We start from the raw sequence: 24,561 nt of genomic DNA on the forward strand, positions 1-24,561 counted from the left end.
CGATGGACGCCATCGACCGGTTCGCGGAGGGCTTCCTCGAGGAGCCCGGCTACCTCGACTACGCCCGGGTCGGGCCGATGTCCGCGTCGGTCGTCGCCGAGACCCTCGGCCAGAGCGAGGTGCTCTCCCGCGTCCGCTACGGCAGCCTCGCGCACCTGCATGAGCAGGACGAACGGCTGCGCACCGCGGTCGCGCAGGCCACGGGATTCCGTGCCGACCAGGTCGTCTGCGAGCCGAACACCACCACCGGGATCATGCAGGCCATGTTCGGCCTGACCGGTGCGGTGCTCCTGTCGCCAAACGACTTCCCGACCGTTCCCTTCGCCGCCGTGCGGGCCGCCGAGGCCCTGCGCGTGGTCGAGCCGGTCTGGCTGGCGACCGAGCACGGCAGGGTCACGCCCGGCGAGATCAGGGAGCAGCTCACCCCGGCCACCGTCGCCGTCGCGGTCTGCCTGGTCGACTCCCGCACGGGTCACCGGGCCGACCTCGACGGCATCCGCCAGGTCATCGGTGACCGTCTGCTGATCGTCGACGCCATCCAGGGCTTCGGGATCGTCGACGCCCCCTACGAGGTGGCGGATGTCGTCGCCTCCGGGGGCCAGAAATGGACCAGGGCAGGCTGGGGCACCGGGTTCCTCGCCCTGAGCGACCGGGCGGTGGAGCGGCTGGTGCCGGTCTTCTCCGGTTTCGCCGGCACCGACACCGCCGAGCCGTGGGATGAGGTGCTGCCGCCGAGCCGGAGCGCCAACGCATTCCGGGTGAGCAATGGAGACCCGATCGCCCAGGCGAGGTTCGCCGCCGCCCTCGACGACGTCGCCCAGGTCGGTATCGGCCGGATCGAGGCCGCGGTCGCCGTGAACGTGTCGGAGCTGATCGACCTGGCCGACGAGTTCGCAATCCCGGTCGTCTCCTCACGGGACGAGCGGGAACGGGCCGGCATCGTGGTGCTCGAACCGCCCAAGGCCCAGCTGACCGTGCTGACCGCGGCCCTGCACAACCACGGGGTGACGGCCACCACCCGGGGCGGAACGGTGCGGCTCTGCGCCCACGCCGTGCTCTCGGTCGACACGGTCGACATGCTCCGAGGGGCGTTCACGTCGTATGCCACCGCGGCGATCTACTGAACCGGCGTTTTCGTGGGGAACGCCGACGACCCGGTGACGGATTGATTAACGTCTGATATCAATGGGCGTGTCGGACTTCCCCTGGAACCCTTCGGAAAGTAGCGTCACATCCATCAGGTATAGCGCCTGGTCGAGACGGCCACATAAGTACGGCTCGAGACCTTAGTGGCCAGCTCGCAAACACAATCCGCGCCTTTCGAGGCCGGGGTGGGAGTGGTTGTGACCGCTAATCAGATCGACCAAAAAGGTTCGCACCGAAGCATCACCGGGGCAGACCAAGCCGAGTGCACGTACGTGCTTGACACCTCCGTCCTCCTGTCCGATCCCAAGGCGATCTTCCGTTTCGCGGAGCACGCGGTCGTGCTCCCCGTCGTCGTGATCGCGGAACTCGAGTCCAAGCGCAACGACCCGGAGATCGGGTATTTCGCCCGCCAGGCCCTGCGGCTCCTCGATGAGCTGCGGGTCAAGCACGAACGACTCGACTTCCCGATCCCGGTCGGTGAGGGCGGCAGCCTGCGGGTGGAACTGAACCACTCCAACATGTCGGTGCTCCCGTCCGGGCTGCAGCTCGGCGACAACGACTCGCGCATCCTGGCCGTGGCGATGAACCTCGCCAACGACGGGCTCAACGTGACCGTCGTCTCCAAGGACCTCCCGCTGCGGGTCAAGGCGGCGTCGATCGGACTCCTCGCCGACGAGTACCGGCACGAGCTCGCGGTCGACTCCGGCTGGACAGGGATGGACGAGATCACCCTCGGTTCCAACCAGATCAACGAACTGTACGAGAACGAGGTCATGCACACCCGGCTCGTGCAGGACATGCCCGTCAACACGGGCCTGGTCATCCACTCCGACCGTGGCTCCGCCCTCGGGCGGGTCACCGGCAAGGGTGAGATGAAGCTCGTGCGCGGCGACCGGGACGTCTTCGGGCTGAAGGGCCGGTCGGCCGAGCAGCGCCTGGCCATCGACCTGCTGCTCGACCCGGAGATCGGCATCCTGTCGCTCGGGGGGCGAGCCGGTACGGGTAAGTCGGCGCTCGCCCTGTGCGCGGGCCTCGAGGCCGTGCTGGAGCGCCAGCAGCACCGCAAGATCATGGTCTTCCGGCCGCTCTACGCGGTCGGCGGGCAGGAGCTGGGTTACCTTCCCGGCGACGCGAACGAGAAGATGAGCCCGTGGGCTCAGGCGGTCTTCGACACGCTCGGGGCCATCGTCTCGGAGAACGTGCTCGAGGAGGTCCTCGACCGCGGCATCCTCGAGGTGCTGCCGCTCACGCACATCCGCGGCCGTTCGCTGCATGACGCGTTCGTGATCGTCGACGAGGCGCAGTCCCTGGAGCGGAACGTGCTGCTCACGGTGCTCAGCCGGATCGGGCAGAACTCCCGGGTCGTGCTCACCCACGACGTCGCCCAGCGGGACAACCTCCGGGTCGGCCGCTTCGACGGGGTGGCCTCGGTGATCGAGACGTTGAAGGGGCATCCGCTGTTCGCACACATGACGCTCACCCGGTCGGAGCGCAGCGCGATCGCCGCGCTCGTCACGGAGATGCTCGAGGGCAACGAACCCGCCTGAGGACCGCGCCCGTCGACTTCGACGGAGATTCTGCTGACACATGCGTTCAGCCGGAATCTCCGTCGGAGTCGCAGGCCGGGCGGCTACCGGGCCTGGGGCGGACGGGTCATGCTGAGCACGTCGAGCGCCGTGTCGAGCTGCTCGAGGGTGACCTCGCCGCGGTCGACGAAGCCGAGGTCGATGACCGACTCGCGCACCGTCATCCCCTGTGCCACGGAGTGCTTGGCGACCTTCGCGGCTGCCTCGTAGCCGATCACCCGGTTGAGCGGGGTGACGATCGCGGGCGACGACTCGGCCAGGGCGCGGGCGCGCTCGAGGTTCGCGGTGAGGCCGTCGATGGTCTTGTCGGCCAGCACGCGGGTCGCGTTGGAGAGCAGGCGGATCGACTCGAGCAGTGCCGTGCCCATCACGGGGATGGCCACGTTCAGCTCGAACGAGCCCGACGCGCCGGACCACGCGATGGTGGCGTCGTTGCCGATGACCCGCGAGCAGACCATGAGCACGGCCTCGGGGATGACCGGGTTCACCTTGCCCGGCATGATCGAGGAGCCGGGCTGCAGGTCGGGGATGTGCAGTTCGCCGAAGCCTGTGTTGGGTCCGGAGCCCATCCAGCGCAGGTCGTTGCAGACCTTGGTGAGGCTGACCGCGATCGTGCGGAGGGCGCCGGATGCGTCGACGAGGCCGTCGCGGTTCGCCTGCGCCTCGAAGTGGTCCCGGGCCTCGGTCACGGGCAGCTCGGTCTCCTCGACGAGGAGCTCGATCACGAGCTGCGGGAACCCGGCCGGCGTGTTGATGCCGGTGCCGACGGCGGTGCCGCCGAGCGGGACCTCGGCGACGCGGGGGAGTGCGGTGCGCACGCGTTCGATTCCCAGCCGCATCTGGCGGGCGTAGCCGCCGAATTCCTGGCCGAGGGTGACCGGGGTGGCGTCCATCAGGTGGGTGCGGCCGGCTTTGACGGCGCCGGCCCAGAGCACGGCTTTCTCCTCGAGGGCGACGGCGAGGTGGTCCAGCGACGGGATCAGGTCGTCGATCAGTGCGCTCGTCACGGCGATGTGCACCGAGGTGGGGAAGACGTCGTTGGAGGACTGGGACGCGTTCACGTGGTCGTTGGGGTGCACCGGGCGGCCCAGGCTGCGCGTGGCGAGGGTGGCGAGCACCTCGTTCATGTTCATGTTCGAGGACGTGCCGCTGCCGGTCTGGTACACGTCGATCGGGAACTCGCCGTCGTAGCGGCCGGTGATGACCTCGTCGGCGGCGGCGGCGATCGCGTCGGCGATGTCCTGGTCGAGCACGCCCAGGCGCGCATTGGCCAGGGCCGCGGACTTCTTGATCCGGGCGAGGGCCGCGATCTGCGCGGGCTCCAGCACGGAGCCCGAGATCGGGAAGTTCTCGACGGCGCGCTGGGTCTGGGCGCCGTAGAGGGCGGACGCAGGGACCCGCACCTCGCCCATCGTGTCGTGTTCGATCCGGAAGCCGGCTTCAGCGGTCTTGTCCACCACGGTGTGTATTACCTTTCGATTGTGAGACGGGGAGCTGGGAAAAGGAGTCGCGGCAGGTCACCCGCGGCTGGGCAGGCGGATCAGACCACGCCGACGACGATGTCGGGCACGGCCCGGCCCTCGAGCAGCCGGTAGTTCGCCCCGACGATAGCCAATGTACCTTCTGCGACGGCGGCGCTGATCATCTCTGAACGTTCGAGGAGCTCGGCGACCGTGTCGCGCAGGTGTTCCCGGCCGACGGCGAGGGCGTCGACGCTGTGCGGGTCGATTGGAGTCGCATCCGTCGCCCCGCTCACCCGGCGCACCGCCGGCACGATCTTCTCGATGATCTTCGCGATGTGCACGGGCAACGGCTGGGCGTCGGGCGCCTGGGAGTCGATGGCGGCGCGCACGGCACCGCACCCGTCGTGGCCGAGCACGAGGATGAGCGGCACCTGCAGCACCGCGACGGCATATTCGAGCGAACCGAGAACCGAGTCCGAAATGACCTGGCCGGCGTTGCGCACCACGAACAGGTCGCCGAGGCCCTTGTCGAAGATGATCTCCGCGGCCAGGCGCGAGTCGCTGCAGCCGAAGAGGGCCGCGTCGGGGGTCTGCACGAAGGCGATCTCGGCCCGCCGGTCCACGTCCTGTCGCGGATGCAGCGGCTCACCGTTGACGAAGCGCTCGTTCCCGCGCTGGAGCTCGTTCCAGACCCTCGCCGGGGTGGATGCGTTGTCGTCGTTTCCGGTCATCATTTTCCTCCGGTGGTGGTGGCATTGGCCGTGATCTGGTCGGCGAGCACTGCGGCGAGCTCGGCGAATTCGGCCTCCGTCGCCGTTCCGACGAGGAGGTAGGTGCTTGTTCCGGCCTCCGTGACCAGGGCGTAGTCGAAGTTGCCGCGGTCTTTCTCCGGGGCCGTGTTGCGGTAGACGTCCCAGGTGACGCCGTCGATGGTGACGGTGTCGCCGGCCGGGGCGTTCTTCAACTGTGCGGCGACCCAGGACGGGTTCGCGCCGAGACCCTGGGTGAGCCCGATGAACTCGTTTCCGGGCGTGAGCAGGCCGATGTACCAGGACGGGATCTTGTCCGAGCCGCCGAGGCGCCACTGCGCGGCGTTGGCCCGCCACCCGGTGGGGAGATCGGGCACCAGCAGTGGTTCGTCGATCCCGGTCTGCACCTGCGCGGCCACCGTGGCGAAGTCGACCGGGCGGTCCAGCGGGGCCTCGCTGCGCGGCACGAGCAGCACCAGCACGAGCACGGCGCCGACGGTCACCAGCAGCGACAGCACCAGGTTGTTCACGGTTTTCCGGGCCCGGTAGTTGCGGGAGTTCTCGGCCAGCCGGGTCCTCGTCTCCTCGGGGGTCTCCGGGCGGCCGAGTTCGGCGACGACGCGGGGTGCCCGTTTGGCGGGACTCATCCGGCGGATGCGGCGGTGTCGGCCTGGCCGGCGCGCGCGGCGTCCAGCCTCGCCTTCGCGCCGATCAGCCACTCCTCGCAGCGTCGGGCCAGTGCTTCGCCGCGTTCCCAGAGCGCGAGCGACTCCTCCAGGGTCGAGGATCCCTGCTCGAGGGCGTTCACGACGCGCACGAGTTCGTCCCGGGCCTGTTCGTAGCTCAGCGCGGAAAGGTCGTCTGCGGGCGAGGTCATGGCATCCATTCTATTTCGACGCGATCAGGTCGGCGGTGTCGCCGGCGGTGTCGGCCGCGCTGTCGTCTGCGGTGGCCGACACGGTGCCGTCGGCGAGGGTGATCAGGAGTCTCGTGGCGTCCGGGGCCTGGTCGGGGCGGCGAAGCACGTGGCCGTCGGGGAGCTGCACGATGGCGTACCCGCGGTCGAGCGTGCCCTGGGGGGAGAGGGTGCGCAGCTGGGAGCGCAGGTCGACGATGGCGGCGGCGGCGCGCTCCACCACCCGGTCGACGAGTTCGGTGCCGCGGGCGACATAGCGGGTGAGGTCTTCGGCGCGGGAGTCGATGATCCAGTCCCGGGAGCTGAGCACGGGGCGGGAACGGAGCTGGCCGATCCGGTCGATCTCGGTGGCGACGATTCCGGTCAGGCGGGTGCTGATCCGGGCGCGGGCCTGCTGCACCCGGTTGAGCTCGTCGGAGACGTCGGGCACGACGCGCTTGGCGGCATCCGTCGGCGTCGACGCGCGCAGGTCGGCGACCTCGTCGAGCAGCGGCCGGTCGGCCTCGTGGCCGATCGCGCTGACCAGGGGGGTCGCGCAGGCCGCCGCCGCCCGGAGCACCTTCTCGTCGTTGAAGCCGAGCAGGTTCTGGAAGTCGCCGCCGCCGCGGGCCACGATGATCACATCGACCTCAGGGTCGGCGTCGAGGGCCTGGATGGCCGCGGTCACCTCGTTCACCATCCGGTCGCCCTGCATGGCCGCGTAGTGGATGCGGAAGTTCACGGCCGGCCAGCGCAACTGGGCGTTGCGGATGACGTCCTTCTCCGCGTCGGAGTCCTTGCTGGTGACCAGGCCGATGCAATGGGGGAGGAACGGGAGCGGCACCTTGCGGGAGGCGTCGAACAGGCCCTCCCCGGCCAGCTGCTTGCGCAGCCGCTCGAGCCGTTCGAGCATGTCGCCGAGGCCCACGTGGCGCAGCTCGAACACCTGCATCGTGAGCGTGCCGCCCTTGACCCAGTAGTTGGGTTTGACCAGGGCGATCACTCGGTCGCCCTGCTTGAACTCGTCGGTGAGCCGGGCCTTCACGGAGGACCACACGGTGAAGCCGACGGTGGCGTCCTCGGTCAGGTCCTTGAGCTTGCCGTAGACGTTCCCGCCGCTGACGCCCCACTGGGTGATCTCGCCCTCGACCCAGGCGGTGCCGAGCCGTTCGATGTAGCCGCGGATCTTGTTCGCCAGCAGTGCGACCGGCCACGGGGTCTCGACGGTGGGGGGTGCATCCTGCATCGATCGTTCCTCCCACAGCGCGTCAGCGCTGCACGCTTAGACTGGCAGCGTGACTATTAGTATGGATTCGCCCGTAATCGGCCTTGGCATGCCACGTATCCCGAGCGCACGCAACAGGCTCAAGGATACCCCCGTCGACGGAACGAAGCGGGTGCTGCTGGCGGCGCCGCGCGGCTACTGCGCCGGAGTGGACCGCGCCGTGATCGCCGTGGAGAAGGCCCTCGACCTGTACGGCGCGCCCGTTTACGTACGCAAACAGATCGTGCACAACGTGCACGTCGTCTCCGAACTGGAAAAGAAGGGTGCCATCTTCGTCGAGGAGGTGGACGAGGTGCCGACCGGCTCCCACATCGTTTTCAGCGCCCACGGTGTCTCGCCGGCGGTCGTCAACGCCGCCGCCGACCGCGGCCTGCTCGCGATCGACGCGACCTGCCCCCTGGTGACCAAGGTGCACCGCGAGGCCGTGCGCTTCGCCAGGGACGACTTCGAGATCCTCCTGATCGGCCACGAGGGCCATGAAGAGGTCGAGGGCACCGCGGGGGAGGCCCCCGAGCACACCACCCTCGTCGGCAGCCCCGATGAGGCCGACACCATCCAGGTACGCAATCCCGAGAAGGTCGTCTGGCTCTCGCAGACCACCCTCAGCGTGGACGAGACCATGGAGACCGTGCGCCGCCTGCGGGCGCGCTTCCCGCTGCTGCAGGACCCGCCGAGCGACGACATCTGCTACGCCACCCAGAACCGGCAGGTCGCGATCAAGAAGATCGCGGAGGACTCCGACCTCGTGATCGTGGTCGGTTCGGCGAACTCGTCCAACTCGGTGCGACTGGTCGAGGTGGCCCTGGAGTACGGCGCCCGGGCTGCCTACCGGGTCGACTTCGCCAGCGAGGTCAAGCAGGAGTGGCTCGACGGTGTGGTCACCGTCGGGGTGACGAGCGGGGCATCCGTGCCGGAGGAGCTCGTGCACGAACTGCTCGTGGCGCTCGAGGACGCCGGCTACGGCAGCGTCGAGGAGGTCAAGACGGCCGAGGAAGACCTGCTGTTCTCGCTCCCCAAGGAACTGCGCAAGGACCTCGCCGGCAACGAGGACGCTCGCGGGCTCGGCGGCCGGGTCACCCGCGCCGAATAGACGAGGGACGAAGGCCGGCTCTCGCGGTGCGCCGCCGGTCCGGCCCGTCAGGGCCGGCCACTGGAGTCACGGCTGGCTGTAGAAAGTGAGCAGCGTCGGGTCGGTGGCCAGGATGACCGACATGAACACGAAGATCACGACGAAGGCGACGACGGCGCCGATCAGCGGCAGGTAGAAGGCGCGCTTGCCGCGGACGAGCAGCAGAATCGCTCCGGCCGCGGAGGCGAGCCAGACCGCTGCCTCCGTGAAGCTCCCGGCGGTGATCAGCCCGGCCACCGAGGCGGCAGGGGTGTAGTCCCCGAGGTCCTGCTGCGTGTAGAGCATCTGCACAGCCTGGGGGAGGGCGCCGAGCACCCCGATCGCGAAGAACGTGGCCAGGAGCCCGAAGACGAGCAGGGCGAGCGTGACGGGCCGGTCCCAGGCTGGCACGGTTCCGCGCGCCCGGGCGGCCGGGTTCGGGCCGGACGTCGGCGTAGCCGACGGAACCGGCGGGACGGCGTCGGGGGCCGGAGTCCAGCTCCAGCCCTCCGGCGCCAGTTCGCCGTATCGCGGGCGTGGCCGGGAATCCTCGGGCGGGGTCCCCGCTGGCGTGGACAGAGGATTCTCGGCCATCGTCATCCCGGGTGCTAGCTGTTCGAGTGGCCGGCGGAGCCGAGCTGGCGGGTAGCCTCGGCGACGCGGGCGGCCATGGCCGTCTCGGCAACCTTGCCCCACGCGCGCGGGTCGTAGACCTTCTTGTTGCCGACTTCGCCGTCAACCTTGAGCACGCTGTCGTAGTTGCTGAGCATGTAGCCGGCGACCGCGCGGGTGAACGCGTACTGGGTGTCGGTGTCGATGTTCATCTTCACGACGCCGTTCGCGACGGCCTCGGCGATCTCGGCGTCGGTCGAGCCCGATCCGCCGTGGAAGACCAGGTCGAGCGGCTTCGGGCCGGTGCCGAACTTGGCGGCGACGCCGTCCTGGATCTCCTTGAGCAGTTCCGGGCGCAGCTTGACGTTGCCGGGCTTGTAGACGCCGTGCACGTTGCCGAAGGTGAGCGCGGCCATGTAGCGGCCGTTCTCGCCCATGCCGAGGGCGTCGATCATGGCGAGGGCATCGTCGAGGGTCGTGTACAGGTTCTCGTTGATGTCGCCTTCGACGCCGTCCTCTTCGCCGCCGACGGCGCCGATTTCAACCTCGAGGATCGCGTTGATCGCCTTGGTGCGCTTGAGGATGTCCTTGGCGATGTCCAGGTTCTCGCCGAGCGCGATAGCGGAGCCGTCCCACATGTGCGACTGGAAGATCGGGTTGCGGCCGGCCTTGACCTCTTCTTCGGAGGCGGTGATCAGCGGCAGGACGAAATCCTCGAGGGCGCCCTTGGGGCAGTGGTCCGTGTGCAGGGCAACGGTAACGGGGTAATTGTCGGCGACGGACTGCACGAAGTGCGCCATCGCGAGCGCACCGGATGCGCGGTTCTTGACCGTGTGGCCGGCGAAGTAATCTGCGCCACCGGTGGTGACCTGGATGATGCCGTCTGAGCCGGCCTCGGTCAGGCCCTGTAGTACGGCGTTAATGCTCTGTGAGGACGAAACGTTGAACGCGGGATACGCGAACCCATTCGTCTTGGCCTTGTTGAGCATCTCTGCATACTGGTCGGGGGTTGCGATGGGCATTGTTTAGTCTCCTCGGTTGAACCGTTTCGGTCCTTCAATACTATCGAGGGAGGGTCGCCGGGCGTACGAGACCGTGAGGCCGGTTCGGTATCGTCGGGCGCTAGGCTGAAGGCGGCAGCGCTGATCCACCAGCGCCGGCCCAAAGACGGGTCACGCCACTGCCGCACTCTTCGTCCGGGAAGGACCATCTGTGAACAGCCCCGAAATCGCCCCCAATTTCACCCATCCCGACCGAAACCTGGCCATGGAGCTGGTGCGCGCGACCGAGGCGGCCGCGATTCGCGCGGTTCCGTTCATCGGCCGCGGCGACAAGAACGCCGCAGACAAAGCGGCCGTCGACGCCATGCGCGTCTTCCTCGGCACCGTCAACTTCGACGGCCTCATCGTCATCGGTGAGGGCGAAAAAGACGAAGCGCCCATGCTCTTCAACGGCGAGCGGGTCGGCAACGGCCGCGGCCCGGCCTGCGACATCGCCGTCGACCCGATCGACGGCACCAGCCTCACCGCCGCCGGCCGCCAGAACGCCCTGTCCGTGATCGCGGTCTCCTCCCGCGGCACCATGCTCGACGCGTCATCCGTTTTCTACATGGACAAGATCGTCACCGGCGCCGCCGGTCGCGGAGCCGTCAGCCTCGATGCGTCGATCGGCGACAATATTCGCGAGCTCTCGAAGAAGACCGGCAAGCCGGTCGGTGAAATGGTCCTCGCCGTGCTCGACCGGCCGCGCCACGCCGGACTGATCGACGAAATCCGCAGCGCCGGCGCCGGAACCCGGCTGATGAGCGACGGCGACGTCGCCGGCGGAATCAACGCGGCCCGTTGGGAGACGCGCATCGACATGTGCGTCGGCATCGGCGGCAGTCCCGAGGGCATCACCACCGCGTGCGCGCTCAAGGCCATCGGCGGGTACATGCAGGGGCGACTCGCCCCGAAGGATGACGCGGAGCGTGCCGGCGGCATTGCGGCCGGTCTCGACATCGACAAACTGCTCGAGCTCGACGACATGGTCAGCGGCGACAACACGTTCTTCGTGGCGACCGGCGTCACCGATGGCGGGCTCGTCGACGGCGTGCGCCGCCAGGGCCCCATCATCCGCACCGAGAGCATCGTGCTGCGCTCGAAGTCGGGAACCACCCGTCGCGTGATCGCGGAGCACCTCGCCTCGAAGTGGCTCTAGCCTCCGATTCCCGGCGGCCTGCCTGCCGGGTGCCGGCCTGAAACGACGAGAGTCGCCGCGCGAGCGGCGACTCTCGTCGTTAACCGGTCCGCGTCAGCGGGCGTCGCCGGCGCGGGCCGCTTCCAGTTCGGCGGCATCCCGTTCCACGGTTTCCAGTTCGGCCACGAACTCCCAGGCCGCCAGCTCCCGGGTGCTCTCCTCGATGGCCGCCAGCGGAGCGAGCACCTTCGACTCGTCGAGGGCGTTGAGTTTGCGGGCAGTCGGCAGCACCTGGCGTTCCATCGAGCCGACGAAACCGTTGTAGTCCTTGACCGTGCGCTCGATCGAGCGGCCCAGTTTCTCGATGTGCGTCGCCGTGGTCGACAGCCGGGCATAGAGCTCGCGGCTGAGGTCGAAGAGCACCTTCGCGTCGTGGGTGAGCACGTCCTGCTGCCAGGTGAACGCGACGGTTTTCAGCACCGACCAGAGCGTGACGGGCGAGGCGAGGGCGACCCGCTTGGAGAAGGCGAATTCCATGATGGACGGGTCGGCCTCGAGCGCGCTCGAGACGAGCGACTCGCTGGGGATGAACGCGATCACGATTTCGGGGGAGGCCTCGAGCCCCTGCCAGTAGGCCTTGCCGCCGAGGGTGGTGATGTGATCGCGCACCGCCTTGACGTGCGCTCCGAGGAGCGCGGTGCGCCGGGCTCCCTCCGCGCCGGTCGCCGTGGCCGGAATCTGGCTCGCCTCCAGGAACGCGGAGAAGGGCACCTTGGCGTCGACGGCGATGTTCTTGCCGCCGGGCAGGTGCACGACCAAATCGGGGCGGCCGGCCCCGGCATCGGAGGTGATGCTCGCCTGCACGTCGAAGTCGACGCGCTCGATGAGGCCGGCGGCCTCGACCACGCTGCGCAGCTGGGTCTCGCCCCACACTCCTCTGGTGCTGTTGGAACGCAGGGCGGACGCCAGGGTTTCGGCGGTGCTGCGCAGGCGTTCCTCGGATTCGGTGGCGTTGCGCAGCTGCTGGCTGAGTTCGCCGTGCTGCACGCTGCGCTGGGCTTCCAGCTCGGTGACCTTCTTCTGCATGTCGGAGAGGCTCTCCCGCACGGGGGCGAGGGCCTGCAGGACCGTGCTCTCCCGCTGCTCGCGTTGCGTGCGGGCGGCTGTCTCTTCGCGCTGACGCTCCTCGAACTCGCGCGCGCGGCGCTGAGCGTCTGCGAGTTGCTCGCGGAGGGCATCCGTCGTGGCCTGCACCGACGCGAGTTCTTCGCGCAGGATGGCCGACACGCCCGCCTCGGAGGAGCGCAACTCGGCCAGCGCAACCTGGTGCCGCGCCTCCAGAATGGCGGGGTCCTCGGCCGGGGTGGTGCCCGAGGCCGTTCCGCGCTGCTGCACTCCACGCCGTTGGACGAGGACGAGCGCGCACAGGGCGCCGAGCAGGGCGCCGAGGGCGATGCCGAGAAGGAGTGTGAGCCAGGGATCCATGCCACTACTCTGCCAGCGGCCACCGACATCGCCGGGAAAAGGGCGGCGGGCCGCGCAGGTTCGTCGACGCGCCCGCCCGCGTCAGTTCGGAGCCCGCGTCACGACTCGAGCGCCCGGGCGTACAGGTCGGGGTCGTTCCGGGTCGTGGGCGACACGACGAGGTGCTCCTGATTGATCCGGAGCGCGAAGGAGCCGATGTAGGGCAGCTGGATCACGGTGGTGAGCCCGGCCCGCCAGGCTTCGGCGAGGGCGGGGATGACGCGGGTCTCGGGGAGGTCGCCGAGCGGCGCGGCCATCGACGACCGCCACCTCTCGCAGGCGTCCCGGTCGATGCCGGCTTCCCAGAAATCCGAGGGCCAGGTTGAGGTCACCTGCCACAGCTCGTCGTCGCTGAGGGTGTCCAGGAGGTGCTGGGTCGTCTCGTCGGGGGTGCTGACGGTGACGCTCGGCGGGTCGAAGTGCGTCCAGGCCCGCTGCCATTCGGCCAGCCAGCGTCGGCGTGCGGCGTCGACGTCGAGGTTCTCCGGTCGATCGGAGGAGCCCGGATCGGGCTCGGAATCGAGCCGGGGCACGGCATCGATGTCCAGCCGCCAGGCGCTCCGCACGAAGAGCAGGTAGATCAGCGGGGGCCAGCATTCCTCGACACCGACCTGCATGTCGTGCGGCCAGGGATTGCCCGGCATGTCGTCGGAGGAGCGCATCCGCCGATTCTCCTCTCCCGCCTGGCCTCGCGCTACGGGTGGTTGAGCGCCATCGGGCCGTGCGTGGCGGCCATCTCCTGGGTTGCGACCGGGCCGATCGCCCCGATCCTGACTCCGGAGATGCGGGCCAGTTCTTCGAGGGTGTCGGCGTCGTGCCGCCCGGCGGCGTGGATCATGATCGCCGCGCACGCTTCGGCGTCGGCGAGGGCGTCGTGGTGGGCGAACCCCTCGAACCCGGCCGCCATCGCGGCCACGGGCAGCCGGTAGGAATCGAGCTGGTAGGTGCGCCGGGCGACCTGGAGGCTGCAGACATAGCTGAAATCGGGAACGGCGAGGCCGGCGACCGTGGACGCCGTCTTGATCACGCCGAGGTCGAAGCCGGCGTTGTGGGCGACGAGATGGTCGCCGCCGGCGAACGCGACCAGATCGGGGAGCTGCTCCGCCCAGGTGGCCGCACCGACGACATCCGTGGGGCGGATGCCGTGGATCTTGATGTTCCACTCGAGGAACGCGTCGTGCCCCGGCGCGGGCTGGATGAACCAGCCGACCCGGTCGACCACGCGCCCGTCGCGAACCTTCACCAGCCCGACCGAGCACGCCGAAGCGCCCGAAGAGTTTGCGGTCTCGAAGTCGATGGCGGTGAAATTGACTGGCACCCCCTCATGCTCTCACGGGCCGCCGACACGGCTTCCCCCGGCGCCAGAGCGCGGCACCGGGCCCAGCCGGTACGATGGACTCTCGTGGCTCTTACTATTGCAATCGTCGGACTGCCCAATGTCGGCAAGTCCACCCTCTTCAACGCGTTGACCAAAAACAACGTGCTGGCGGCGAACTACCCGTTCGCCACGATCGAGCCGAACGTGGGCATCGTCAACCTGCCGGACTCCCGGCTGGCGGCGCTCGCCTCGATCTTCGGCAGCGAGCGGCTGCTGCCGGCTCCCGTGTCGTTCGTCGACATCGCCGGGATCGTGCGCGGCGCGAGCGAGGGTGAGGGGCTCGGCAACAAGTTCCTGGCCAACATCCGTGAGGCCGACGCCATCGCCCAGGTCATCCGCGGCTTCGCCGACCCCGACGTGGTGCACGTCGACGGCGCGGTCAACCCGGCCGGCGACATGGAGACCATCAACACCGAGCTCATCCTCGCCGACCTGCAAACCCTTGAGAAGGCCATCACGCGGTTCGAGAAAGAGGTCAAGGGCCGCAAGATGCCCCCGATCGTGCTCGAGACCGCGCTCAAGGCGCAGGCCGTGCTCGACGCCGGCCAGCCGCTGTCCTCGGCGACCCTTGACATCGAACCGATCAGGGAACTCGGCCTGCTCACCGCCAAGCCGTTCATCTACGTGTTCAACGTCGACGAAGACGTGCTGCAGGATGCCGACAAACTGGCCGTGCTGGCCGCGCTCGTGGCCCCGGCCAACGCCGTGTTCCTCGACGCCAAGCTCGAGTCGGAGCTCAGCGAGCTCGACGCCGAGGACGCCGCCGAGATGCTCGCCTCCACGGGCCAGGCCGAGAGCGGCCTCGACCAGCTCGCCCGGATCGGCTTCGACACCCTCGGCCTGCAGACCTATCTGACCGCCGGCCCGAAGGAAACCCGCGCCTGGACGATCCACAAGGGCTGGACCGCCCCGCAGGCCGCCGGCGTCATCCACACCGACTTCCAGAAGGGCTTCATCAAGGCCGAAGTCTTCTCCTTCGACGACCTGGTCGCCGCCGGTTCGATCGCCGAGGCCCGAGCGAAGGGCAAGGCCCGGATCGAGGGCAAGGAATACGTCATGCAGGACGGCGACGTGGTTGAATTTAGGTTTAACGTTTAACCTGGAGTCTAATTCTGCGTTTGATCAGGTATTCAAGTTCTGACGTATTGCAGGCGTTGAAGTCGAGCCCGGGGATGCAAGGCCAAATCGTCGATTCTCTTCGCATCCTCGCGTCGATGAATGGGCTTGATCTCGCCGGCCCTTCACGCGGTGATTACTCCCAGGGCGAGATTCACGTGCTTCGGCCGCAAATGAAGCCTTAGGTTCTCGACTCCTTTCCGCTAGCGTGTGCACCAACGTTGGAGGTGTGCTCGTGTTCGTTCATCTGCTGGGCATCGTCTCCACGGGTGCCGACGTGGCCAGCCTGCGGCCGGTCGGAGGCCGTGTGCCCTCGGCTGTACTCGCGCATCTCGCCCTGGCCGAGGGTAAGGTCGTGGCGCTGGAGAGCCTGATGGACTGCGTGTGGGATGACCCTCCGCCGTCAGCACGGAATGCCATCCAGGTGGCCGTGTCTGGTCTGCGGAAGAGGTGCGGTGCCGACCTGATCGATGGAGGCCGCGACGGATACCGGCTGCGAGCCGGAATGCTCAGAGTGGATTCGAACGAAGCGGCCGACCTACTGCTGCGGGGTCGGCAGATGTTTGGCGCGGGGCGATTCGGCGAGGCCCGGAGTCAGGCGGCTACGGCCCTGACGATGTTCGATGGCGAGCCGCTGGCCGGGCTTACCACGATGCGGGCGGAACAGCGGCGAGAACAGCTGCTCCGACTGCGTCAGGAACTCGTCACGGTGCATTCGGCTGCTCTGTTGGAGCTGGGGAGGCCGGGCGAGGCCATTGCAGATCTGCGGGGTGAACTCGAGTCTGATCCGCTCAACGAAACCATCCATGCGCTCCTAATGCGCGTCCTGGCAGCTGATGGACGTGCATCCGAGGCACTCGAGCACTACGGCCAGCTGCGCCACCGGCTCGCCGACGAACTCGGAACAGACCCCTCTGCCTTGGTATCGGATGTGTTCTCCGGCGTACTCGCGGGAACGGTCGGCGTCGTGATTCCTGCTCCGATCGCGATGCGAACACCAAACAACTCGCTGCCGTCCCCGGCGTCGCCGCTTGTCGGGCGCGATGAGGACATGCGGGGCATCCTGAGCCGGCTCCGAGATGGTCATCGCCTGGTCACCCTGATCGGCCCGGGAGGCATCGGCAAGACCCGGCTGGCAATTGAGGCGGCGCGGATCAGCGGGGACGATGACGCCCGTCCGGTGACCTTCGTGGATCTTTCAACCGCACGAACTGCCAGCGAGGTCGATGCCGTCGTCGCGAACACGCTCGGCGTCGCCGCGGACGAGGTCGCGGCATCCGTCGCCGGTACTCGGATGCTTGTGGTCCTGGACAACGCGGAGCACGTGCTCGAGGCGGTGCTCGAACTGGTCCCGCGGCTCCTCGCGGTGGCGGGAGTGTCCGTTCTGGTGACCTCGCGCAGCCCGCTTCGGCTCGTCGGCGAGTTCGTGATCGACCTTGACGGACTTGAGCCCGGGCCCGCCACGCGGCTGCTCGCGGACCGAGTGGGTTTCTCGCCAGCGGAAAAGAGCCGCTATGCCGACGAGCTTGCAGTGCTGGTACAACGTTCGGACGGGATCCCCCTGCTGCTGGAGCTGATCGCGCCCGCGCTGCACTGGAGTTCTCCCGGGGAAGTCGTCGACTCGCTGGGACAGGTGATGGCCGGCCTTCAGGACGAGACGCGGAACAGACCGTCCCGGCACGCGAATATCAGCGCCGTTGTGGAGTGGAGCGTGCTTCAAGCCGGGGAGGACGCGCGTCGGGCGCTCGGCGTGCTGGGGCTCATCCGCGGCTCGTTCACTGAGCCAACGGCGCGCGCCCTGACCGCCGCCGGCGGTGGCTCGTCGTCGTCGGCGGGCCTCGTCGAGCTGGTGGACCTGTCGTTGGTCAAGCGACTGCGCGTGCCGGGCCAGATCCGGTTCAGGATCCTGGAATCGGTGCGCCTGTATGTGGAGAGTTCTTCCCACGTAGCGAAGCCAACAGTCGAGGACCACAGGGCGCATGCAACGCATTACCTCCGGGCCTTGGCCGCCGTGCACGAGAACTACGACGCTCGGCCCGACGATTTCGACGATATGGCGCGCGTGGAGGACGCCAACATCACACAGGCGTTGACCTGGGCGCTCGTTGAGGATCGACCTTTGGCGATCCGGCATCTGGATGTCGTGCTCTGGGGCTGGTGTGAGGGCGGTCGGCACCGTGACCTGCAGGTACTGGCTACCGCGGTTCTCGGCGGCACGGAGGGCACAGAGCTGGAACGCGCGCGGGTGGCGGTGTGCTATCTGGTCTCCACGACCGACGAGGCGCTGCCGATCGACGGCTCCATGCGCGCAGCGAGAGATCTCGCCCAGGCGAGCGCGGAGCAGTTCGATGATGCGTGGCATCGACGCTGGATCATTGCGGCAGTGGGATTGCGCCGGCTCGACGGCGACCTCGAGGGGGCTTTTGACCTGGCTGGCGGCATGCGCAGGAACAGTGCACGCAGTCGTGGGGTCGCCGAATCCCTGCGGGCGATGTTGCTGCTCGTGCTGGGCCGCACACAAGAAGCGCTTGAGCATGCGCGTCTCGCATTGGCCGAGGTGCAGGCCGTGAACCGGTCGGGCCGGGTCTTCGAGTTGTGCAACGTTGGGTACTGCTGCCTGGTCCTCGAGGAGTATGAGGAGGCGCGTACCGCACTGACAGAAGCCATTCTCATCGCCGACGAGACCGAGCTTGTGCGCGGGCTCGCGGCCGCAGAGCTGAACCTCGCCTGGGTAGAGCTTCAGTGCGGTGACCCCTCCGCGGCCCTGGGCCTGGTCGTGCGAAACCTGGCCGGTCACCGTGGGCAGGCCGACTGGGCGGCCTTCTCTGAGGCCCTCGTGATCTCCGCCCTCGCACTGGCGGCCCTCGGAGACCTGGCAACGGCGACAGACGTCGCGACGGCGGCTATCCCTCGCGTCACGAGCATGCCCAACATGTCCGATACGTTCATCACGGGGCGGGTCACTCAGCTGTGCGAGACGATCGGGTACGTCGAGAGCGCTTCCGGCACTGTCGACGCGATCGACGATGCCCGACTGTTGGAAATGATTCGGAACAGTCCGGCATACTATCGGTGATGGCAGTGTCCGGACGCGCGCGGATGGCCCCGGCTCGGTGAGACGAGGCCATCACGGTGCGAGGTGGGCGCTCAGTTGACAGTGCAGTAGCCGTAGCCGAAGTCGGTGCCCCACGTCGCTCCGCTCTTGGCTCCGGCGGCCACTGAGATGACGTAGTAGGTGCCGGGTGCGACGCGAAGGTTGAGCATGCTGTTTGTGTAGCTGCCGGAGGGGTTGCGGCCGTCGCCGATCCAGGAGGTCATGCTGACGGCTTGGCCGTAAGAATTGAACGTGTTGTAGTTGCGGAACGATCCGTAGAGGTACCAGACGCGCGTCGAGGCATTCCAGCGATATACGTCGTTGGCCCAGGTGACCGACTCAGATCCGCCGCTGGCCCACATCCGGACCGGGCTCATCTGCAGAGTGTCTGATGAGGAGTTGCAGTAGAAGTTTGATGGTCCGGTCATCGAGGTGGCGGCGGACGCCGGTGTTGCGGCGGCGAAGACGCTGATCGCGACGATCGCGGAGGCGACGAGCGCGGCCCAGCGGGCGCGGACCGGGCGGATGGTGTTGACGTTCATGATGTGCTCCTTGGGGGTGATCCTCCGCCGGATTCTCCGGCTGATTGGAACTCTGCACCACGACGGTTATCGCCCGCTTATCGCCCGCTGATTGCCCTGTCCCGGCGTCTCTACGGCTAGCCTGCCTCCAGGATTTCTGACGAACGATCTCGCCGAGGGAGTTTGCGCGGGCGTGGGGCCGACCACGTGAAGATCCCTGCCGCCGAGCGTCGACACGAGCGGCCGAGCCAGTGGAAGTCAGGGTGTCGCTGAACGGGGCGGTCTTCGTAATGGTTTTCGGTGGCGGAATTCGGTGGAGTTCCGCTTCAACGTTTAGTCCGCGGCAGACAGTCGCGCGCGACTTGACGCAGATGTTCATGCGCCTGATTCTCCCTTGGAGCGCTGGCCGCCGGGTTCGACGGATGCGGACGAGTTCGGAGGGTACGCCTGTCGAACTCGACCGCAACTGTCCATCGCAACGAGGCTCACCACCGCCCGCAGAGGCTGACATGCTGCGCGGGCCAGCCGCGCTGGGGCGCCGTGGGCGTGTGGCTAACCCATGAGACCCATCATTCCGGCGGGGGGATCAGGAGCCGGCCAGAGGTGCGACTCCCGCCTCCGGGACGGGGGAAACAGCCGCTGGGCGGAAGCCGCGCGCGATCATCCATACCGCCAAGACCATCTCCTGCACGGCGAGGGGAACGTACAACAGGGTTTGGGCCGTGGAGTCGGTGCCGATGACCCCGTACATCGCGAGCACATAGGCGGCCACGTAGAACGGGATTGCCGCGAGACCCCATATCGCGATCCAGCGGGGGACGATGCGCGACCGATAGAGCAGGAGGTAGAACATGACGCCGCCGAGGCAGAATACGAGCGCGGTCACGGCGCCGACATCGGCGTGGTCGAGCAGAAGGCTGCCCAGACGTACGCCTACCGGTGACGCCGTGCCCGGTCCTGCCGACATCACTTCACCCAGTGGCAGCAGCAGCAGCAAACTGATAGCGGACAAGACATAGCAGGTGGTCTCGACCGCTCCTCGAATAACCAGGTAGCCGATCGCCAGCACCTCGTCAACGCGGCGCAGCACGGGAAAGAGCACCACGGGGACGAACGCGAGCGAGAGCCCCATGACGAGAACGAGCAGGGCACACGTCACGACGGCGCCGGGGTGCTCCGCGCTGGCGGCAAGCCGATCGTCCGCGACGCTGACCGGAGCGATAGCCGCGACCTTGCTGAGGACGCCGGCCACGGTGCCGACTATGTACAGGATCCCGGCGGTCGTCGCGGCTGCTGCGTGTTCGCGCATATTGTCCTCGTTCCCTGACACCGAACCGGTCCTGGTAGCCCAGATTCAATCGTTGTGAGAGACCCCACAAGGACCGAAAGTCCCGGCCGAGCGTGCGTCCTTTCCGGCCCGGCGGGCCCGGAGGGAAGTCGACCTTGTCAGGCTTGCGTGTCTCACAGGTTCAAATTCTGCCGATCGTCCTCGTTCCTTCGCTCCTGATGCTTTTTGTGCGGCGCAGCGCGGTGGAGTTCCGCTTCAACGTGTAGCAGAGCGTCACTAGTGTGGAACCACGTTCTGAGAACGGAATTGGGGGAATCGGGTGTTCGTTCATGTTTCCAAGCGTCGGTGGCTTCCAGGCATCGCCCTGGCGGCAATCGGGATTCTGCTGCTATCAGGGTGTGCAGGTCAGCGGGCGGATGCGCCGACGGAGAATCCGACCAGTTCCGGCGGCTCGACGGTCAGCACGACTTCACCCGCACCGACACCGACACCGATCGCGATGGACCTCGCAGACCCTGAATCGTGGCTAATCGGCTTCACCAGCGTGGGGCCGCTGGCGATCGGGGATGAGATCAGTGCGACGAGCCGGTCGATGACCGCGTTCTCCAGCAGTGCGGTTTTCGAAGGCTGTCCTTCGATTATCTCCTTCGAACGGCCCGGATTTCCCAATCTGGTCATCGCCGACAGCTCCGAGAATGGCCTCGTGGAACTGATCGCCCTTGAGGGAGGACCGACCTCCTCGGAGTACACCGCCACATCCCCGCGGACGAGCGCGGGAATCGGGATCGGCGCCACCCTCGATGAGCTCAAGTCCGCATACCCCGCGATCACCTATCAGGACGACCATTTCACGCCCCACTACGCGCTGCCGGACGGCAACGGTAACTGGATCAATTTCGCCGTGTTTGAAGGTCTGGTGAACAAGATCGTCGTTCGCCCCATGCCAGTCATTCCCCGAGAGATTTGCGGCTAGGCCACTCAGAGACGAAGAAATCGGCGGCGCACGTTGGAGTGCATCACAGCTATCGGTGACTCCAGGACCTTGTAGTGCCTCCTCGGTGAGGCCTCAGGTTCCCTGGTCGGGCGCGGAGGCAGCATATGAGTGGCGCGACCGAGCGCAGTTCCCCTAGAGTCAGTTCAGGTTCTCAGAACTGAGTTGGGGGTAACTCGTTTGTTCATCCATTTTTCCCGGCGCCGGTATCTGGAAGTCGCCACTGGGACCGCACTGGCCATACTGCTCCTCTCGGGGTGTGCAGGCCCGCAGTCCAACGTGCCGTTGGAGACTCCTTCGACCTCTGACCTTCCAACCGGAAACACGATGGCGCCAACCTCGACATCGCCAGCAGTGAATCTCGAGGATCCGCGTTCGTGGCTCATCGATTTCGCGGGCATTGGCCCGTTAGTGCTGGGAGATCGAGTCAGTAAGCGGGAGGAATCGATGACTTCCTTCACCACCACCCGGCAGGATGCGTGCCCCTGGGTGACGGCATTCGATAAGTCCGGGTTTCCCAGCATCTGGATCCCCGACCTGTCCGATTCGGGAATTGTCGAGCAAATCGTTCTGCAGAAGTGGGGCGCGCCTCAGGATGTCGCAGCCAATTCTCCGCATACGAGCACCGGAATCGGCATCGGCGCAACACTCGACCGACTTCGGGCGGCCTACCCCGCGCTCGCCCAAAAAGAGGGCAAGTACGCCCCGTTCTACTCAGTGACCAACGACAACGGGAAGTGGATCAACTTCACTGTCAACGATGGAGGGCTCGTTGACGCGATTGTTGTGCGTGCCAGTCCAAACGTGGACAGCGAATACTGCGGCTGACTGCAACATCGGTGCAAAGCCGTGGTCGTTCATTCAGGCTTCCTCAGGCCGATGGCAAGCCAATCGCAGGAGTGAACCGTGGCGAGACTGAACGACCCATGCGTATATGACGCCTTTTCGCATGCTGCCCCGGTGGAGTTCCGCTTCAACGTCCGGGGGAACTGTGGCCGTTGCGGACAAGTGTTGCTGGTGTGCCGGACGCAGTTGTCCGTACCGGCAACAGTTGGATTGATCTGCGGGCTGAGACGACGTGGCGCCGGCGCAGCTAGGCCGCGGCGAACCGTTTCGCCGAGCGGGCCTTCGCCTTCTCGGCCTCGACCTCCCGGTTCTTCGGGGGAGCTGAGCTCACCAGGTCCTCGAGCAGATGCCTCGAGATGTGGGCGATCTCCTCGACGGCGCGGTTGAACGCCTCGGTGTTGGCGTGCGACGGCTTCGTGGATCCGCTGATCTTGCGCACGAACTGCAGGGCAGCCGCGTGGACCTCGTCGTCGGTGGCGGCGGGCTCGAAATTATGCAGAGTGTGGATGTTCCGGCACATGCACCCAGAATAGCCAGGCATCCGGGCGTCGTCACCCTGCATTTCCGCTTCGCCGTGCCGTCAGAATCACCCCCTCGCCAGAGCCAGGGGACGGCCCGCAAACCCGCGGGGTGGGCGTGGCCAATTCAGGAGATCCGCAGCCGGCGGATGCGATCCGACCGTACTTCCGCGGGTCTCCCGACCAGGGCCCGACAGTTTTCCTGAATTCGGCACCTCGGGACCGTCAGTGGGCGACGCGCAGGACGACGTTGCCCTTTTTGTGGCCCGCGTCGACGTAGCGATGGGCGTCGACGATGTCGGCCAGGTCGAAGGTGCGGTCGATGACCGCCTGGAACCGACCCGATTCGGCCAGTCGGACGAGGTGCGCGAGCGCCTCGGCCGTACTCGGCGCGTTGCCCGAGGTGACCAACTTCCCGCTCCTCCTGGTGTGCCAGGGGGCCAGAAGCATTCCCTTGAGGTCGGAGATGACGAGCAGCAGTGCGCCGCCGGGGTTGAGGCGCTCTCCAGCCCGTTCGAAGGGCGCGTTGCCGACGCAGTCCATGATCACGTCGTACGCACGCCCCTCGGCGAGGAAGTCCTCGGCGGTGTAGCCGATCACCCGGTCCGCGCCGAGCGCGGTGACCCATTCCCGGTTGGCGCCACTGCACACGGCCGTGACGTGCGCCCCCATCTCCTTGGCGAGTTGCACGGCCGCGGTCCCCACGGCACCGGAGGCGCCGTTCACGAGGATGCCGGCACCCGGTGCGATCGTGGCCCGGCCCAGGAAGACGTGGGCGGTGATACCCCCGAACACGAGGGTCACGGCCTCCTCAAAGGTCATGTTCCGTGGCTTCGCCGTGATCGCCCCGTCCTGCGGAACGCACACGTACTCGGCGTGACCGCCGAACCTGCTGCCGAGCATGGCGATCACCTCGTCGCCGGGGGCGAATTTCGTGACGGCGCCGCCGACGGCTTCGACAACGCCGGCGACGTCCATGCCCAGGACGCGTTTGCGAGGGCGGAACACGCCGAGCGCCAGCGCGGATAGCAGGCCCAGCCCGGCGGGGATGGTGCGCCCCCGAGCCCGGTGGTCGGCAGCGCTCACCGTGCTCGCTCGAACTCTGACGAGCACCTCGCCGTGGCCCGGCGAGGGCTTGGGCAGTTGCTCGATGTGCACCACCTCCGGGGACCCGAACCGGCGGTAGACGGCGGCGCTCATCCGGACATCCTGGGCGGGAATGCGAGTTACTCGTTGCGGATTCATGACGACTCTCTGAGTTGAGGTGTGGGTGCGTGTGACGCGGATGCACTCGATCTTCCGGGCCGGCTCGGGTGGCCGGGCCGACCTCGGGCCCGTCGTGCGTGTCGACGGATGACGTACTCGGCTATCGCGAGATTGATCACCCAGGCCGCCCCCATCGCCACGGCTCGGGGGAGCTCGGCGGTCGGGCCGAAAAAGATCGATTCGGGGATCAGTAGCAGCGCCTGGGTGCCCGCGCCCACGCCGATCGCGTAGGCCCGGGTCATCCACGCGCCGTGCCGGAGGAAATCTCGGCGCAGGATTCCGCGGATCCCGAGGCCGACACTCGCCGCCATCGCGGACCCGAAGACCAGCCGGAGGACCGAGAGGAGCACACCGTCGCCGGGCGGGTGCGGGTAGAAGATCACCATCCACATGCCGGACAGGGCGGCGAGCAGGCCGGCGGGGATGAGTATCCTGCCGACGATGCGATGCCAGCCGCCTGTGCGGCGACGGAGCGCGGGAACGAATTGGAACGCGCCCAGCAGGCTGAACACGGTCACGCTCACAATGTGCGTCACCACGGGCACCGGCGAGTCGAGGAACCGGGCATTCTGCGGTGTGGTGACGGCCCCGCCGGTCAACTCGCCGAGCCGCGCCGCGCCGGCCAGGATCGGGATGAGGCTGAGGAGGATCAACCCGGTCGCCGCGAGCCATCCTGCTCGAGGGCCCTTCCTGCGGCTGCCGCGGGGGATCGCAGCGGTTACGACGACTTTCGTCATGATTGTCCGCTCCTCAGCACGTTGACCGATACCAATGTGACGCCCAGGTTGCTGACCCGCCGCAACAGCCCGTGCAGTGCGGCTTGATCGAGGACCGGTCCCGTGAGGGCGGTGGTTCCGTCGCTCTCGTTGGTCAGTGTGAAGCCCTCGAACCAGTCGCTCCAGCATTCATCGAGCTGGCCCTGGAGGCGGATCTCATACCGGTCGAGCTGATCGTGCCCGGCCGGCATCGTGTGCTCCTCATTCATTGCGCACTTCCT

Annotated in this window: 24 protein-coding genes; 8 read left to right on the top strand and 16 right to left on the bottom strand. The window is 67.5% G+C overall.

The window, feature by feature from the left end; translation table 11 throughout:
- Positions 1-2: 2 nt before the first annotated feature.
- Positions 3-1,124: an aminotransferase class V-fold PLP-dependent enzyme gene (locus tag IWX89_RS03410; RefSeq protein ID WP_196902187.1), complete on the top strand. Its 1,122-nt coding sequence runs from the start codon at positions 3-5 to the stop codon at positions 1,122-1,124.
- 234 nt (positions 1,125-1,358) lie between these two features.
- A complete protein-coding gene (locus IWX89_RS03415; RefSeq protein ID WP_307836419.1) occupies positions 1,359-2,693 on the top strand; it encodes a PhoH family protein in 1,335 nt (444 codons plus the stop codon).
- 83 nt (positions 2,694-2,776) lie between these two features.
- Here the strand turns inward: IWX89_RS03415 and IWX89_RS03420 are convergent, their stop codons facing one another.
- From IWX89_RS03420 to xseA, 5 genes are all read right to left on the bottom strand, one after another.
- Positions 2,777-4,192: an aspartate ammonia-lyase gene (locus IWX89_RS03420; RefSeq protein ID WP_196902189.1), complete on the bottom strand. Its 1,416-nt coding sequence runs from the start codon at positions 4,190-4,192 to the stop codon at positions 2,777-2,779.
- A gap of 80 nt (positions 4,193-4,272) precedes the next feature.
- On the bottom strand, positions 4,273-4,926 hold the full coding sequence (locus tag IWX89_RS03425) for a carbonic anhydrase (RefSeq protein WP_196902190.1): 654 nt from the start codon (positions 4,924-4,926) through the stop codon (positions 4,273-4,275).
- Positions 4,926-5,591 carry a DUF4245 domain-containing protein gene (locus IWX89_RS03430; RefSeq protein ID WP_196902191.1) on the bottom strand — a complete coding sequence of 222 codons (666 nt, stop codon included), beginning with the start codon at positions 5,589-5,591 and terminating at the stop codon, positions 4,926-4,928. Before IWX89_RS03430 ends, IWX89_RS03425 begins: the two co-directional genes overlap by 1 nt.
- Positions 5,588-5,830 (bottom strand): exodeoxyribonuclease VII small subunit, encoded by a 243-nt coding sequence (locus IWX89_RS03435; RefSeq protein WP_196902192.1) that lies wholly within the window; start codon positions 5,828-5,830, stop codon positions 5,588-5,590. Before IWX89_RS03435 ends, IWX89_RS03430 begins: the two co-directional genes overlap by 4 nt.
- Position 5,831: 1 nt before the next feature.
- On the bottom strand, positions 5,832-7,085 hold the full coding sequence (gene xseA, locus IWX89_RS03440) for an exodeoxyribonuclease VII large subunit (RefSeq protein ID WP_196902193.1): 1,254 nt from the start codon (positions 7,083-7,085) through the stop codon (positions 5,832-5,834).
- A gap of 88 nt (positions 7,086-7,173) precedes the next feature.
- Here xseA and IWX89_RS03445 point away from each other — a divergent pair, with 88 nt between their 5' ends.
- Positions 7,174-8,214: a 4-hydroxy-3-methylbut-2-enyl diphosphate reductase gene (locus IWX89_RS03445; protein WP_231382882.1), complete on the top strand. Its 1,041-nt coding sequence runs from the start codon at positions 7,174-7,176 to the stop codon at positions 8,212-8,214.
- A 66-nt stretch (positions 8,215-8,280) separates the two neighbouring features.
- On the opposite strand, the gene IWX89_RS03450 is transcribed toward IWX89_RS03445, so the two are convergent.
- Positions 8,281-8,826 carry a DUF6264 family protein gene (locus tag IWX89_RS03450; RefSeq protein WP_196902194.1) on the bottom strand — a complete coding sequence of 182 codons (546 nt, stop codon included), beginning with the start codon at positions 8,824-8,826 and terminating at the stop codon, positions 8,281-8,283.
- Between the two features lie 14 nt (positions 8,827-8,840).
- Positions 8,841-9,866, bottom strand: a complete 1,026-nt coding sequence (gene fbaA, locus IWX89_RS03455; protein WP_196902195.1) for a class II fructose-bisphosphate aldolase — start codon at positions 9,864-9,866, stop codon at positions 8,841-8,843.
- A gap of 244 nt (positions 9,867-10,110) precedes the next feature.
- Between fbaA and glpX the strand changes: the two genes are divergently transcribed.
- On the top strand, positions 10,111-11,043 hold the full coding sequence (gene glpX, locus IWX89_RS03460; RefSeq protein WP_196902386.1) for a class II fructose-bisphosphatase: 933 nt from the start codon (positions 10,111-10,113) through the stop codon (positions 11,041-11,043).
- Positions 11,044-11,136: 93 nt separating this feature from the next.
- On the opposite strand, the gene rmuC is transcribed toward glpX, so the two are convergent.
- The 3 genes from rmuC to IWX89_RS03475 all read right to left on the bottom strand — a co-directional run bounded on the left by rmuC (position 11,137) and on the right by IWX89_RS03475 (position 13,864).
- Complete coding sequence (gene rmuC / locus IWX89_RS03465; RefSeq protein ID WP_196902196.1) at positions 11,137-12,507, bottom strand: DNA recombination protein RmuC; 1,371 nt, start codon at positions 12,505-12,507, stop codon at positions 11,137-11,139.
- Positions 12,508-12,605: 98 nt separating this feature from the next.
- A complete protein-coding gene (locus IWX89_RS03470) occupies positions 12,606-13,208 on the bottom strand; it encodes a hypothetical protein (protein ID WP_196902197.1) in 603 nt (200 codons plus the stop codon).
- Between the two features lie 32 nt (positions 13,209-13,240).
- Positions 13,241-13,864 carry an exonuclease domain-containing protein gene (locus IWX89_RS03475; RefSeq protein WP_196902198.1) on the bottom strand — a complete coding sequence of 208 codons (624 nt, stop codon included), beginning with the start codon at positions 13,862-13,864 and terminating at the stop codon, positions 13,241-13,243.
- Between the two features lie 84 nt (positions 13,865-13,948).
- Here IWX89_RS03475 and ychF point away from each other — a divergent pair, with 84 nt between their 5' ends.
- Positions 13,949-15,022: a redox-regulated ATPase YchF gene (gene ychF / locus IWX89_RS03480; protein ID WP_196902199.1), complete on the top strand. Its 1,074-nt coding sequence runs from the start codon at positions 13,949-13,951 to the stop codon at positions 15,020-15,022.
- A gap of 253 nt (positions 15,023-15,275) precedes the next feature.
- Positions 15,276-18,116 carry a BTAD domain-containing putative transcriptional regulator gene (locus IWX89_RS03485; RefSeq protein ID WP_196902200.1) on the top strand — a complete coding sequence of 947 codons (2,841 nt, stop codon included), beginning with the start codon at positions 15,276-15,278 and terminating at the stop codon, positions 18,114-18,116.
- Between the two features lie 71 nt (positions 18,117-18,187).
- On the opposite strand, the gene IWX89_RS03490 is transcribed toward IWX89_RS03485, so the two are convergent.
- Both IWX89_RS03490 and IWX89_RS03495 read right to left on the bottom strand, forming a co-directional pair.
- Positions 18,188-18,676: a hypothetical protein gene (locus tag IWX89_RS03490; RefSeq protein ID WP_196902201.1), complete on the bottom strand. Its 489-nt coding sequence runs from the start codon at positions 18,674-18,676 to the stop codon at positions 18,188-18,190.
- 565 nt (positions 18,677-19,241) lie between these two features.
- Positions 19,242-19,964, bottom strand: a complete 723-nt coding sequence (locus IWX89_RS03495; protein ID WP_196902202.1) for a DUF4386 domain-containing protein — start codon at positions 19,962-19,964, stop codon at positions 19,242-19,244.
- Positions 19,965-20,262: 298 nt separating this feature from the next.
- Here IWX89_RS03495 and IWX89_RS03500 point away from each other — a divergent pair, with 298 nt between their 5' ends.
- Both IWX89_RS03500 and IWX89_RS03505 read left to right on the top strand, forming a co-directional pair.
- Entirely contained in the window at positions 20,263-20,916 is a 654-nt protein-coding gene (locus IWX89_RS03500) for a hypothetical protein (protein ID WP_196902203.1), read from the top strand.
- A gap of 465 nt (positions 20,917-21,381) precedes the next feature.
- Positions 21,382-21,762, top strand: coding sequence for a hypothetical protein (locus IWX89_RS03505; protein WP_196902204.1), 381 nt, complete (start codon positions 21,382-21,384; stop codon positions 21,760-21,762).
- Between the two features lie 265 nt (positions 21,763-22,027).
- Here the strand turns inward: IWX89_RS03505 and IWX89_RS03510 are convergent, their stop codons facing one another.
- From IWX89_RS03510 to IWX89_RS03525, 4 genes are all read right to left on the bottom strand, one after another.
- Positions 22,028-22,300, bottom strand: coding sequence for a DUF2277 domain-containing protein (locus IWX89_RS03510; protein WP_196902205.1), 273 nt, complete (start codon positions 22,298-22,300; stop codon positions 22,028-22,030).
- 223 nt (positions 22,301-22,523) lie between these two features.
- Entirely contained in the window at positions 22,524-23,498 is a 975-nt protein-coding gene (locus tag IWX89_RS03515; protein WP_196902206.1) for an NAD(P)-dependent alcohol dehydrogenase, read from the bottom strand.
- 41 nt (positions 23,499-23,539) lie between these two features.
- Positions 23,540-24,301, bottom strand: a complete 762-nt coding sequence (locus tag IWX89_RS03520) for a DUF2306 domain-containing protein (RefSeq protein WP_196902207.1) — start codon at positions 24,299-24,301, stop codon at positions 23,540-23,542.
- The gene (locus tag IWX89_RS03525; RefSeq protein ID WP_196902208.1) at positions 24,298-24,549 is read right to left on the bottom strand and encodes a hypothetical protein; all 252 of its coding nucleotides are present in this window, start codon (positions 24,547-24,549) and stop codon (positions 24,298-24,300) included. Before IWX89_RS03525 ends, IWX89_RS03520 begins: the two co-directional genes overlap by 4 nt.
- Between the last annotated feature and the right edge of the window lie 12 nt (positions 24,550-24,561).

The sequence above is a fragment of the Cryobacterium sp. MP_M3 genome (assembly GCF_015752155.1).
Classification (GTDB): domain Bacteria; phylum Actinomycetota; class Actinomycetes; order Actinomycetales; family Microbacteriaceae; genus Cryobacterium.